This is a genomic window from Sphingobium boeckii, from assembly GCF_014199215.1.
In the GTDB taxonomy this organism is placed as follows: Bacteria; Pseudomonadota; Alphaproteobacteria; order Sphingomonadales; family Sphingomonadaceae; genus Sphingobium_A; species Sphingobium_A boeckii.
Window position 1 is genome coordinate 187,550 of record NZ_JACIJC010000001.1, and the last position, 12,645, is coordinate 200,194.

Below are 12,645 nucleotides of genomic sequence, written 5' to 3' on the forward strand. Positions count from 1 at the left end.
CAGCGCCGCCTCGGCTAGCCCTCGATCAGCCCGCCGCCCAATGCGACATAAAGCGTGACGAGATTATCGGCCTGTGCACGGCGGAGCTGGATCAGCGCCTGCTCGGCCGAGAAGAGATTGCGTTCGGCGTCGAGCACCTCGAGATAGCCGGCCACGCCTTCGCGATATCGCGTGCGGGCCAGATCGGCGATGCGGCGGGTCGCCAGTGTGCCCCGTTCCTGCGCCTCCACCTGATCCGCCAGATAGCGCCGTCCCGCGAGCGCATCGGCGACTTCGCGGAAAGCACCCTGCACGGTGCGTTCATAGCTGGCGACCGCGATATCACCGCGCGCCTCGGCCACGGAAAGATTGCCCTTGGTCCGCCCGAAATCGAAGATCGGGAGGCTGATCGAAGGGCCGAAGCTCCAGCTCAGGCCATTGTCCCCCACCAGATCACCCAGCGTGGACGACGCGAAGCCGAGGCTTCCCGTCAGCGAAATGGAAGGGAAAAACGCCGCCCGCGCTGCACCGATATTGGCACGCGCCGCGCGAAGCTGCTCTTCCGCCGCCAGGATATCCGGGCGCTTGACCATCAAATCCGATGGCAATCCCGCCGCCAATGCAGGCGTTTGGGTCTGCTGCGCCAGCGGCAGCGCGGCGGGCAGGGGTTCGCTCACCGGCCCGCCGGTCAAAACCGCCAGAAAATTGTCGCTCTGCGCCCGCGTCAGGCGCAAGGCCGCGAGTTCGGTTTCGGCCTGGGTGAGCAATGTCTCGGACTGGCGATAATCGAGCGCCGATGTGACGCCCGCATCCAGACGCCGCTGCGCGATTCGCAACCCATCCAACCGGCTTTTCACCGTCGCTTCGGCCAGCGCGATTCGTTCGGCGGCTTCTCGTGCGGCAAAATAGGTGGAGGCCACATCCCGCACCAGCGTAAGGCGAAACGCCCGTTCGGCTTCCACCGTCGCCAGATACTGGCTGCGCGCGGCTTCGGACAGATTGCGCACCCGGCCCCAGAAATCGACTTCGAAGGCGGACACGCCGACACCGATCGAATAGCGGTTGGCGGTAATCGATCCCGTGCTTCCGGCATTGATGGTGCTGAGCGGTGTGCGAGTGCGGGTGGCATCTCCGCTGGCCGCCAATGTGGGCAAGCGATCGGCATTCTGGACGCGATACAGGCCGCGCGCTTCCTCGATCTGCGCCACCGCAACGGCCAGATCGCGATTGCGCGCCAGCGCCTGGGTGACCAGCGCCTCCAGTTGCGGATCGGCGAAAAAGGATCGCCACCCGATGTCGCTTGCGCGCTGGCCGATCGTGACATCGCCGGCAAAGTCTGCGGGATAATCGGCTGCAGTGGGCAATGCCGGTCGCTCATGCGGCGGGGCCATGTTGCAGCCCGCCAGCAAGGCCGAAAGCATGATCGCGAACGCCTTACGCATGGCTCGTCTCCGTATCGCTGCCGGGCGCGGGTTCATTGGCGGCATGGGGGCGTGCCTTCGAAAGCCACCTGCGGATCGCGAGATAGAAAAGCGGAATGAAGAAGATACCGAGCAATGTCGCCGCGATCATCCCGCCGACCACGCCGGTGCCCACCGCGACCCGGCCGGCCGCGCCCGCGCCGGTGGCGATGAACAGCGGGATCATGCCGCCCACAAAGGCAAGCGAGGTCATGATGATCGGCCGGAGCCGGAGCTTGACCGCTTCGAGTGTGGCATCGAGCGGGCTCATCCCCTCGGCTTCCTTCTCGATCGCGAATTCCACGATCAGGATCGCATTCTTCGCTGCCAGCCCGATGATCGTGATCAGCCCGACGTTGAAATACACGTCGGCGGAAAGCCCGCGCATCATCGTGAACAGAATTGATCCCAGCATACCGAGCGGCACGACCAGCAGAACCGCCACGGGCACCGCCCAGCTTTCATACAGCGCCGCCAGCAGCAGAAAAACCACGATCAGCGAAAGGCCCAGCAGCATTCCGATCTGTCCGCCGGACTGCTTTTCCTCATAGGAAACGCCGGTCCATTCAAACGCGAATCCGGGCGGAAGTTCGGCGGCAAGCCTTTCCATTTCATTCATGGCCTCGCCCGTCGAACGACCGGGTGCGCCCATTCCGGAAATGGTCATGGAAGGATAGCCATTATAGCGTTGAAGCTGCTGCGCGCCCGAGGCCCAATCGACCTGGGTGAACGCGCCGAACGGCACCATTTCGCCCTCCGCATTGCGCACTTTGAGATCGAGCACGTCCTGCGGCGTCATGCGATAGGGTGAGTCGGCCTGCAGCAAAACGCGCAGGATGCGGCCATCCCGGCTGAAGTCATTCGCATAAGCGCTGCCAAAGGCGATCGCGAGCGTGCCATTCACGTCACCGATCGAGAGACCCAGTGCACGCGCCTTGATCCGATCGATCAGCACGCGAAGCTGCGGCGCATCCTCCTGGCCTTCGGGGCGGACGCCCGCGAGAATTGGGCTCTGGCTGGCCGCGCCGAGCAATTGATTGCGCGCCTGCACCAGCGCGGCATTGCCATTGCCGCCCACATCTTCGAGCTTGAAGGTGAAGCCGCTGGCGATGCCCAGTTCGGCGATGGCAGGCGGATTGAGCGCAAACACCATGGCTTCCTTGATGCCCATGAAGGTGCCCATCGCCTTGCCGACCAGCGTATCCGAGCTGTTTTCCTTGCCCGGCCGCTCTTCCCACGGCTTAAGCGTGGCGAACATCATCCCGTTGGACTGGCCCTGACCGAAAAAGCTGAAGCCGCGGATAACGAAGAGATTTTCCAGGATCGTCTGCTGACCATAGAATTGCTTGACCTGTTCGATCGCGGTTTCGGTGCGGGCCTTTGTGGAGCCCGGCGGTGCCTGAACCACCGTGATCACCGTCCCCTGATCTTCGGCCGGCAGGAAGCCGCCAGGCAGGCGCGTGAACAGGATCGCGGTCACCCCGACCATCGCCACGAAGATGAACAGCCAGCGCACGGGACGGGATAGAATCTTCCCGACCACGCCCTGATAACGATCCGTGGTCCGGCCAAACCAGCGATTGAATCCGCCGAAGAATCGGCTGGAGACGCGGTTGAGGCGGGTATCCTCGCGCTCGCTTTCCGGTGTGTGCGGCTGAAGGAAGGTGGCGCATAAGGCGGGCGTCAGCGTGAGCGCCAATATGGCGGAAAAGCCGATCGAGACGATCAGGGTGACCGAGAACTGCCGATAGATCGCACCGGTCGAGCCCGGGAAAAAGGCCATGGGAACGAACACCGCCATCAGCACCAGCGTGATGCCCACGATGGCGCTGGTGATCTGGCTCATCGCCTTCACCGTCGCGTCATGAGGGGACAGATGCTCTTCGGCCATGATCCGTTCGACATTCTCGATCACCACGATGGCGTCATCCACGAGGATGCCAATGGCGAGCACCATCGCGAAGAGCGACAGCACATTGATCGAAAACCCGAAAATCCACAGGCCGAGGCACGCGCCGGCGATTGCGATGGGCACCACGATGGTGGGGATGATCGTCGCGCGCCAATTCTGCAGAAACAGGAACATGACGAGGAACACGAGCACCATGGCTTCGATCAGTGTCTTTACCACTTCGCTGATCGAGGTCGTGATGAACGGCGTGGTGTCATAGGGAATGGACCAGCTTATATCCTGCGGAAAGCTCTTGCCGAGCTCGGCCATGCGATCCCTGATGCCCTGGGCGGTGGCCAGCGCATTGGAGCCCGGCGTCAATTGCACCGCGATGCCGGCCACCGGTTTTCCGTTCAGCTCCGTATCGAAGAGATAGCTTTGCGCGCCGAGTTCGACGCGCGCGACATCGCCCAATGTCACCGCGGAGCCGTCAGAATTGGCGCGCAGGATGATTCCGGCAAATTGCTCGGGCGTGCTGAAACGGCTCTGGGTGAGAATGGTGGCGTTGATTTCCGAACCGCCCGAGATCGGCAAATCCGCAATCTGTCCGCCGGGGCTCTGGCTATTCTGCTCCTGAACCGCCGCCAGCGCTTCCGCCGCGGACAGCTTGTAATTGGCCAGCTTCTGGGGATCGAGCCAGATCCTCATCGCATAGGATGAACCAAACACCTGGATATTGCCGACGCCGTTCACGCGCCGCAATTCGTCCACCACGCGGCTGCTCGCAAAATTGCCCAGTTCGAGCTGGCCGGTCTGACCCGATTTCGAACCCAGCGCGATCACCATGAGGAAGCTTGAATTGGCTTCCTGCACGGGAATGCCCTGACGCCGGACCTCTTCGGGCAGACGCTGTTCGACCAGCGTCAGCCGATTCTGGACATCCATCTGCGCCTTGTCGATATCGGTGCCGTTCTTGAACGTGACGTTGATCGAGGCGGTGCCGTTCGAATTGCTGGTGGAGGCCATGTAGAGAAAGCCCTCGACCCCGTTAAGCTCCTGCTCGATCACCTGGGTGACATTCTGCTCCAGCGTGGCGGCGTCAGCACCCGGATAGGTCGCGCTGATGGTGAGCGATGGCGGCGCCACCGAAGGATATTGCTCGATCGGCAAGGCCTGCAGCGTCAATAGTCCGGCCAGCGCGATGCACAGCGCAACCACCCAGGCGAATATGGGCCGGTCGATAAAGAAGCGGGGGCTCATGTTTGGCCGTCCTTAACGCGAGGGGGCCGGTTGGGCTTTGGCGGCGGCTGGCTTTGCGATGCGGACGGCCTGACCCGGCGCAACCTTTTGCAGGCCCGCCACGATCACGCGGTCCCCCGGCTTCAGCCCATCGAGAATGACCCATTTATCGCCCTGGAGATCGCCCAGCCTGACTGGCTTGGCGAGCACCTTGCCGTCGGGGCCGACCACCATCACCGAGGCCGCCTGCCCCGTGATCTGCACCGCGCGCTGCGGGATCAATATGCCGTCCGGGCGGGTGCCGGCATGGATGCGTGCGCGCACGAACTGGCCCGGGAGCAGTGTCTGCCCCGGATTGGCGAATTCGGCGCGGAGGGCGGCGGTGCCGGTGGCCTCGTCGATCGAGAGATCGAGAAAATCGAGATGACCCACGACGGGCGAAGGTGTGCCATCTTCCAGCACGAGCTGGACCTCGACCCGGCCGAGCGTGGGTATGGAGAGCTTGCCGGACGCCATGTTCCGCCGGATTTCCAGCAGGTCCGAGCTGGATTGGGAGAAGTTCACATAGATGCGGTCGATCTGTTCGATCGTGGTGAGCAATGTGCCGCCCGATGCGCTGACCAAAGCGCCCTCGGTGACCTGCGCGCGGCCGACGCGTCCGGAAATGGGGGCCGTCACGGTCGAATAACCGAGGTTCAGCCGCGCCGATTCGAGCTGCGCGCGCGCCAGCGATACGTCAGCCTGAGCGGTGCGCTGCTGCGCGACTGCGGCGTCATATTCCTGCTTGCTGATCGCCTGATCCGCCACCAGCCCCTGATAGCGGCTGACCACTTGCCCAGCGTTGGCGGCGGTTGCCTGCGCGCGTTCAAGCTGCGCCAGCACGGCGTTTGAACTGGCGCGCAACTGGCGCGGGTCGATCTGGAACAGCCCCTTGCCCGCCGCGACGTCACTGCCTTCATCATACAGCCGCGCCTCGATGATACCATCAACGCGCGCGCGCACTTCGGATGTGCGATAGGCTTGGATGCGCCCCGGCAATTCGATCACATTGGGAATGGATTGCGCCTGCACGGTGACAATCCCCACCTCGGGCGGCGGGGGCGCTGCGGGGGGTTCCGCTCCGCAGGCCGCCAGCACGAGGGGCAAGGCACAAATTGCCGAAAGGGCGAGACGGCGAACGCGGCTCATAGATTTCATGTTCCTTGGCACCGGCGCGCAGAATTGCTGCACCGCAACAGTGAATGGACTTGGCGTGTAATGTAACGTACATTACAGTCAAGGTTGAAAAGAAGAAATCGGCCGGGAGGGGCAAAGTTGGAATTGAACATCATGGTCGAACCAATCTCAGCCGAGCCAGCGGATAGCCGCCGGGAAGATCGCCGCCTGGCGATTATCGACGCTGCCGAAGCCCTGTTTATCGAGCAGGGGTTCGAACGTACCAGCGTGGCCGCAATTATCAAGAAATCGGGCGGCTCGCTCGCGACGGTCTATGATCTTTTTGGCAACAAGCACGGCCTGCTGCGGGCGGTTGCCCAACACCGGCGCAAAGGCGCGATGGATCAGATCGGGTGCATCGCCTGCGAGATGGACTCCTGCGCGGCGATGCTCACCCTCTATGCGCATCGGCTCTATGAGCATCTCACCGCACCGCGCTCGCTGGCCCTGATCAGGATGGCGATCACCGAATCGCTGCGCGATCCCGAATTCGGCCGTGAATTCCATCGCGAGGTGCATATGACCGTGGTGCACGAGCTTGCCGCCGCCTTCGCGGCCTGGGTCCGCGAAGGCCGGGCGGAAATAGATGATCCGGAAGCCGCCGCCGAACTGTTCCTGGCGACGGTCATCGGCGATGCTTTGTTCAGGGCCATGGCCGACGTTGAATCCGCATCGATGAATGCAGACCAGCTCGATTGGCGACTCGCCCCTTTCCTGAGCTATTTCAAGCTGCGCTGATCGCGCTCAATCCCGCAGAAGATCGTTGATTGAGGTCTTTGAGCGGGTCTGCGCATCGACGCGCTTCACGATCACCGCGCAGGACAGGCTTGGTCCCGGCGTGCCATCGGGCAGCGGTTTGCCGGGCAGCGCGCCGGGCACGACGACGGAATAAGGCGGCACATGCCCGGTGAAGATCTCGCCGGTGGCACGATCGACGATCTTGGTGGTGGATGTGATGAACACGCCCATCGACAGGACCGATCCCTGCCCCACGATCACGCCTTCCACCACTTCGGACCGCGCGCCGATGAAGCAGTCATCCTCGATGATCACCGGATTGCCCTGAAGCGGTTCGAGCACGCCGCCAAGGCCAACGCCGCCCGAAAGATGCACATTCTTGCCGACCTGCGCGCAACTGCCCACGGTGACCCAGGTATCGACCATCGTGCCTTCGCCCACATAGGCACCGATGTTGACGAAGCTCGGCATCAGGATCGCGCCCTTGGCGATGAACGAACCCCGGCGCACGACGCTGCCCGGCACGGCGCGAAAGCCTGCGGCGCGAAACTGCGCTTCATCCCAGCCGGTGAATTTCGAAGGCACCTTGTCCCACCAGCTCGTGCCGCCCGGTCCGCCGGGGATCATCGCATTGTCGTTCAGCCGGAAAGACAGCAGAACGGCTTTTTTCAGCCACTGGTTCACCGTCCAGGAATCGCCCTGCTTTTCGGCGACCCGGGCGTCGCCCGAATCAAGCGCCAGCAGCGCCGTTTCCACCGCATCGCGGATTTCGCCCTTGGTGTCGAAACCCAGCGTGTCGCGCGCATCCCATGCTGCCTCGATCACAGTCTGCAATTGCGCGCTCATGCTTCTTCCTTTTCCTGAATCAGTCTCAGCCAGGCGCCGAGTTCGGCAGCCTCATAGTCAATCATGTCGCTCTGAACACCCTCGGTGCCCAATTCGGATCCATTGTTGATCCATACGGTGGCCATGCCGATCCTTTTGGCAGGGACCAGATTGCGCGCCATATCTTCCACAAACAGCGATTCCGCAGGATCGATCTCCAGCACCTCGCACATCCGCGCATAACCTGCTTCCAGCGGCTTGGGCCGGTAATCCAGCCTGTGGATGTCGTAGATCGTGTCGAACAGGCCGTGCAGGCCCAGCGCTTCCAGCACGCGGGCGGCATAGCTCGCGTCGCCATTGGTGAAAACGATGCGCCGCCCCGGCAGCCGTTCGATGCGCGCGATCATCTCCAGATCCGGAGAGAGCCGATCGAGCGGGATATCATGCACGAAATCGAGAAAATGATGCGGATCGACGCCATGTTCGGCCATCAAGCCCGCCAGCGTGGTGCCATGGTGACGGAAATAATCCTTCTGCACTTTGCGCGCCGCAACGGCATCCAGCGTGAGCAGATCGGCGATATAGGCACCCATCTTCTCATCGATCAGCGCGAACAGATTTGCGCCGGGCGGATAGAGTGTATTGTCCAGATCGAAAATCCAGTTACGGATGTGGGCGAGTGCGTCGATCATGGCTCAAAGCCTGTATCGGCAGAGAAAAAATTCGGCAATGCTTCGAATGTTAACCACGTTATAAGCTGCGCCGGATATGGCCGGACATTGCCAAAAGGCGGGTCGATGAAGTCGCGTAAAACAAGGGTGGCGATATTGGGAGCGGTGGCTCCGCTTGCGCTGTCGCTCGCAGCCTGCGGCGGCGGAGGGGGCGGCGTGAACAGCACACCGACACCCACGCCTACGCCTACGCCCACCCCCACTCCGACTCCGACACCCACCCCCACGCCGACCTCGGATAATTTCGTGACGGCGGAATATAGCCGCTCCAATGGCGTGACCAGCGCCAAGGCGATTGCGGCCTATCAGGCGGGCGCGACCGGCGCCGGGGTGACCGCAGCCGTGATCGACAGCGGAATCAATCCCGCCAGCCCGGAATTCACGGGACGTATTCTGGCCGCGTCTACCGATACGGCGGGATCGCGCGGCCTGGGTGATGACGATGGCCATGGCACCGCGGTCGCGGCGACGATCGCCGCGGCCAAGAATGACAGCGGAATGCACGGCGTCGCTTTCAACGCCAGCCTCCTGATCGCACGGTCAGACACGCCGGGAAGCTGCACCGACACCAGCGGTCCTGTGGACGAGCAAGGTTGCCAGCATCCCGATAGCGCGATCGCGCGCGGCGTCGATCTGGCGGTGACGAACAATGCGCGGGTCATCAATATTTCCCTCGGGGGCTCGGCCGCGAACGCCCAGTTGCGGGCCGCGATCAGCCGCGCCACGGCGGCAGGGATCGTGATCGTGATTTCCGCGGGCAATGATTCCGATCCCAATCCCGATCCTTTGGCTGCGGTGGCACTGGATTCGGTGGCGCGCGGGCTTGTGATCATCGCGGGCGCGGTGGATGGCAATGATCAGATCGCCAGCTTCAGCAATCGTGCAGGCACGGGCGCCAGCCAATATCTGGCGGCGCTGGGCGTGCGGGTGCGCACCGTGGACAATGTGGAGCAGCAGGTGCTCTATACGGGCACGTCCTTCTCCGCGCCGATCATCTCGGGCGCAGTCGCGCTGCTGGCCGAAGCGTTTCCCAATCTCACCGGCGCGCAGATCGTGCAATTGCTGTTCGCCAGCGCGCGTGACGCGGGCGATGCGGGCGTGGATGCAATCTATGGCCGGGGGTTGCTCGATATCGCGCGCGCGTTTCAGCCGCAGGGCCAGTTGTCGCTTGCGGGCAGCGCAATCATCGTGGCCGATGGCGTCAACGGCACCACATCAGCGCCGATGGGTGATGGCGGGCAGGGTGTCGCCGTCAACGCCGTGGTGCTGGACGATTATGATCGCGCCTATGACGTCGATCTTTCGCGCACCGTCGGCCGATCCGCCCCCGGCTTTGCTCTGGGCGCTGCGCTTCAGCAACGTGGGCGTCATTTCGGCGCGGCCGGACCCGCCATGACGGTCTCGCTCTCGGTGGCTGACAATCGCTTTGCCCCCAATGCCGCGCCCCTGTTGCTCGATCCTAGGGAGGCGCGCGTCGCGCGGGCGACGGCGGGCTATATCGCCAGCCGGATCGATCCGGCCACGCAGATCGCACTGGGCCTCTCCACCAGCGCCGGGACGATCGCGGGGCAATTGAAGGGCGAGACCGCGCCGTCTTTCCTCGTCGCCGACGATCCGGGCCGCACGATGGGGTTTCAGCGTGACGCCAAGACGGCATTCGCTATTCGGCATGAGATTGCCGGCTTCGGCATCACCGCTACGGCCGAGAATGGCGAGGCTTTGCTGTTTGAGGCGGACAGCCTGGGCGCGCTGCGCAACCGCTTCAGCCGTTATGGCTATGATCGCATGTCGCTGGGCGTCGATCGGCGATGGGGTCGCCTGGCGCTGGGACTGGAAGCCAGCCGACTGGCGGAGAATAACAGCGTGTTGGGCGCGCATTTCAGCCCGGCGCTGGGTGGCAATGGCGCGACGAGCTGGTTTCTCGACTTGTCGGCCAGGGTTGAGGCCGGGCGCGGCTGGAGCGCGGGGGCCATGATGCGCCAGGGGACCACGCGGCCGCGCGCGGGCGGGGCGCTCCGCACCAATGCGTTTTCGCTGGATATCGCCAAGGCGGCGGTCTTTTCGCTGAAGGACAGTGTCGCGCTGCGCCTGGCCCAGCCGCTGCGCGTGTCGCATGGCGGGCTCGATCTGATGCTGCCGGTGGCCTATGATTATGAAACGCTGGTGACCACCTATGGCATCCAGCGGCTCAATCTCGCGCCCAGTGGCCAGGAATTGAATGCCGAAGCGGCTTATACCCGCCCATGGGGTCGCGGTTGGATGACGGCCAATCTCTACTATCGCCGCGAACCCGGAAACCTTTATTATGCGCTCGACGATGTAGGCGCTGCACTCCGCTTCACGATGGGGTTTTAGACCGTAAAGCTCTCGCCGCAGCCGCACGCGCCCTTGGCGTTGGGATTGGTGAAGACGAACCCGGCCGTGAAATCATCCTCCACCCAGTCCATTGTCGATCCGATGAGATAGAGGATCGATCCGCCATCCACGAAGAATGTGCCGCCCGGCGTTTCGATCTTTTCGTCGAACGCCACGGCCTCGGTGACATAATCCACCGAATAGGCGAGGCCGGAGCAGCCGCGCCGCGGCGTGGAGAGCTTCACGCCGATCGCGTCGGCGGGTGCCTTCGTCATCAGATCGGCAATGCGCTGCTCGGCCGAGGGGGTCAGCGTCAGCGCGGCGGGGCGGGTGCGGGTGGTCGTGTTCATATCGCTCTATCCTATCCCGTTTGTCCCGAGCGAAGTCGAGGGACGTTGGAACTGTCACCACGTCCCTCGACTTCGTTCGAGACAAACGGCTAAATATCAGCTCGATGATGCTCTAGAGCATTCCCAGTTCGAGCTTGGCGTCGTCCGACATCTTCTGCGGATCCCAGGGCGGATCCCAGACAAGGTTCACCTCGGCAGACCCCACCCCGGGGACGGCGCCGACGCGCAATTCTACCTCGCCGGGCATGGATTCCGCCACCGGGCAGTGCGGCGTGGTGAGCGTCATCGTCACCACCGCATGATCGTCCGCGATATCGACGCCATAGATCAGGCCCAGATCATAGATATTCACCGGAATTTCGGGATCGAAAATGTCCTTCAATGCCGCGATCACGCCCTCATAGAGATCACCGCCGGGCTCGCCCGCCAGCGTCTCTGTCGGCTTCTGTTGCAGGAAGCCTTCGAGATAATCCCGTTTGCGCTCCAGCTTTTCGCCGGCGCTTTCAGGCGCAGCGTCTTCCACCCGCACCTTGGGCGGCTTTTCGGCTTCGGTCACTTCTTCGACCATAATCTTGCGTTCCTCGTTCACCCGAAGATCCTCGTCACTCGTTCGATCCCTTTGACCAGCGCCGCGACATCGGCTTCGCTGTTGTAAACGCCGAAGCTCGCCCGCGCGGTCGCGTCCACGCCCAGATGCGCCATCAGCGGCTGCGCGCAATGATGCCCTGCGCGGATCGCCACCTGCGCTTCATCCAATATGGTGCCGATGTCGTGCGGATGCACCCCCTCGATCGCGAAGCTGACGATCCCGGCCGAATCCTCGGGGCCGAACAGCGTGACGCTGTTGATCGCGGAGAGGGCATCGCGCGTGGCCTTCACCAGCGCGGTTTCATGCGCGTGGATTGCTTCCAGCCCGATGCTTTCCACATAATCGATCGCCGCATGGAGTCCCAGCACGCCCACGATATGCGGCGTACCCGCCTCGAACCGCGCGGGGGCGGGAAGATAGGTCGTCTTTTCAAACGTCACCTTGTCGATCATCGCGCCACCGCCCTGCCAGGGGGGCATGGATGCGAGAATCTCGGGCCGCGCCCAGAGGATTCCGATGCCGGTGGGGCCATAGAGTTTGTGGCCCGAAAAAACGTAGAAATCGCAATCGAGAGCGGCCACGTCCACGGGCAGGCGCGGCACCGCCTGGCAGCCATCGAGCAGCAGCTTCGCGCCGACCTTATGCGCCAGCGCGGCAGCGCGCTTCGCATCGAGCACCGATCCGAGCACGTTAGAGACATGCGCGAGCGCCACCAATTTATGCGCGGGCGTCAGCATCGCTTCCACCGCGTCGAGATCGATCCGGCCGTCTGCGGTCAGCGGCGCGACATCGATCTGGACGCCCGTGCGATCGCGCAAAAGCTGCCACGGCACGATATTGCTGTGATGCTCCAGCGTGGAGAGCAGGATGCGGTCACCGGCCTTGAGGTTCATCTGCCCCCAGGTCTGCGCCACGAGATTGATCGCCTCGGTCGCGCCGCGCACGAATATGATTTCGTCGGGAGAGCCTGCGCCGATGAATTGTGCCACGCGATCACGGCCGCGTTCATAGGCGACCGTCATGTCGGCCGAGCGCGCATAGACGCCGCGGTGCACGGTGGCGTAATCCTGCGCATAGCCGCGCGTGATCGCCTCGATCACCGGGCGGGGTTTTTGCGCGGTGGCGGCGGTGTCGAGATAGGCCCAGCCGAAGGGGATCGCAGGGAAGTCCGCGAGGGTATCGAGAGGGCGGGTGAGAACGGTCGTCATCATGAGAATCCGTTTGTGTCGAGCGCAGTCGAGACACGTCTGTCGTGGCCACTACGCCCCTCGAC

10 protein-coding genes are annotated in these 12,645 nt (G+C 63.3%); 2 read left to right on the forward strand and 8 right to left on the reverse strand.

Annotation, left to right across the window (positions count from 1 at the left end; all coding sequences use genetic code 11):
- Positions 1–14: 14 nt before the first annotated feature.
- The 3 genes from FHS49_RS00985 to FHS49_RS00995 are packed head-to-tail and all read right to left on the reverse strand — an operon-like array spanning position 15 to position 5,757.
- Positions 15–1,421 (reverse strand): efflux transporter outer membrane subunit, encoded by a 1,407-nt coding sequence (locus FHS49_RS00985; protein ID WP_184014455.1) that lies wholly within the window; start codon positions 1,419–1,421, stop codon positions 15–17.
- The gene (locus FHS49_RS00990; protein WP_184014456.1) at positions 1,414–4,590 is read right to left on the reverse strand and encodes an efflux RND transporter permease subunit; all 3,177 of its coding nucleotides are present in this window, start codon (positions 4,588–4,590) and stop codon (positions 1,414–1,416) included. The genes FHS49_RS00985 and FHS49_RS00990 overlap by 8 nt, the downstream gene beginning before the upstream one ends.
- 12 nt (positions 4,591–4,602) lie before the next feature.
- Positions 4,603–5,757 (reverse strand): efflux RND transporter periplasmic adaptor subunit, encoded by a 1,155-nt coding sequence (locus tag FHS49_RS00995; protein ID WP_184014457.1) that lies wholly within the window; start codon positions 5,755–5,757, stop codon positions 4,603–4,605.
- Positions 5,758–5,898: 141 nt separating this feature from the next.
- On the opposite strand from FHS49_RS00995, the gene FHS49_RS01000 reads away from it, so the two are divergent.
- Positions 5,899–6,522 (forward strand): TetR/AcrR family transcriptional regulator, encoded by a 624-nt coding sequence (locus FHS49_RS01000; protein WP_184014458.1) that lies wholly within the window; start codon positions 5,899–5,901, stop codon positions 6,520–6,522.
- A 6-nt stretch (positions 6,523–6,528) separates the two neighbouring features.
- Here FHS49_RS01000 and dapD read toward each other — a convergent pair whose 3' ends face one another.
- Together dapD and FHS49_RS01010 are read right to left on the reverse strand one after the other, a co-directional pair.
- On the reverse strand, positions 6,529–7,368 hold the full coding sequence (dapD, locus tag FHS49_RS01005) for a 2,3,4,5-tetrahydropyridine-2,6-dicarboxylate N-succinyltransferase (RefSeq protein WP_184014459.1): 840 nt from the start codon (positions 7,366–7,368) through the stop codon (positions 6,529–6,531).
- Complete coding sequence (locus tag FHS49_RS01010) at positions 7,365–8,039, reverse strand: pyrimidine 5'-nucleotidase (protein ID WP_184014460.1); 675 nt, start codon at positions 8,037–8,039, stop codon at positions 7,365–7,367. Before FHS49_RS01010 ends, dapD begins: the two co-directional genes overlap by 4 nt.
- 105 nt (positions 8,040–8,144) lie before the next feature.
- Here FHS49_RS01010 and FHS49_RS01015 point away from each other — a divergent pair, with 105 nt between their 5' ends.
- On the forward strand, positions 8,145–10,433 hold the full coding sequence (locus tag FHS49_RS01015) for a S8 family peptidase (RefSeq protein ID WP_184014461.1): 2,289 nt from the start codon (positions 8,145–8,147) through the stop codon (positions 10,431–10,433).
- On the opposite strand, the gene FHS49_RS01020 is transcribed toward FHS49_RS01015, so the two are convergent.
- The 3 genes from FHS49_RS01020 to FHS49_RS01030 all read right to left on the reverse strand — a co-directional run bounded on the left by FHS49_RS01020 (position 10,430) and on the right by FHS49_RS01030 (position 12,580).
- Complete coding sequence (locus tag FHS49_RS01020) at positions 10,430–10,783, reverse strand: HesB/IscA family protein (protein ID WP_184014462.1); 354 nt, start codon at positions 10,781–10,783, stop codon at positions 10,430–10,432. The two genes, FHS49_RS01015 and FHS49_RS01020, sit on opposite strands and share 4 nt — an antisense overlap.
- Before the next feature lie 112 nt (positions 10,784–10,895).
- Complete coding sequence (locus tag FHS49_RS01025; RefSeq protein WP_184014463.1) at positions 10,896–11,372, reverse strand: SUF system Fe-S cluster assembly protein; 477 nt, start codon at positions 11,370–11,372, stop codon at positions 10,896–10,898.
- A complete protein-coding gene (locus FHS49_RS01030) occupies positions 11,369–12,580 on the reverse strand; it encodes a cysteine desulfurase (RefSeq protein WP_184015881.1) in 1,212 nt (403 codons plus the stop codon). The genes FHS49_RS01025 and FHS49_RS01030 overlap by 4 nt, the downstream gene beginning before the upstream one ends.
- Positions 12,581–12,645: the final 65 nt, after the last annotated feature.

Bases quoted from the DNA above. Each gene is read 5' to 3' on its own strand.
- FHS49_RS00985 (WP_184014455.1), bottom strand. From the start codon at position 1,421: ATGCGTAAGGCGTTCGCGATCATGCTTTCGGCCTTGCTGGCGGGCTGC.
- FHS49_RS00990 (WP_184014456.1), bottom strand. From the start codon at position 4,590: ATGAGCCCCCGCTTCTTTATCGACCGGCCCATATTCGCCTGGGTGGTT.
- FHS49_RS00995 (WP_184014457.1), bottom strand. From the start codon at position 5,757: ATGAGCCGCGTTCGCCGTCTCGCCCTTTCGGCAATTTGTGCCTTGCCC.
- FHS49_RS01000 (WP_184014458.1), top strand. From the start codon at position 5,899: ATGGTCGAACCAATCTCAGCCGAGCCAGCGGATAGCCGCCGGGAAGAT.
- dapD (WP_184014459.1), bottom strand. From the start codon at position 7,368: ATGAGCGCGCAATTGCAGACTGTGATCGAGGCAGCATGGGATGCGCGC.
- FHS49_RS01010 (WP_184014460.1), bottom strand. From the start codon at position 8,039: ATGATCGACGCACTCGCCCACATCCGTAACTGGATTTTCGATCTGGAC.
- FHS49_RS01015 (WP_184014461.1), top strand. From the start codon at position 8,145: ATGAAGTCGCGTAAAACAAGGGTGGCGATATTGGGAGCGGTGGCTCCG.
- FHS49_RS01020 (WP_184014462.1), bottom strand. From the start codon at position 10,783: ATGAACACGACCACCCGCACCCGCCCCGCCGCGCTGACGCTGACCCCC.
- FHS49_RS01030 (WP_184015881.1), bottom strand. From the start codon at position 12,580: ATGACGACCGTTCTCACCCGCCCTCTCGATACCCTCGCGGACTTCCCT.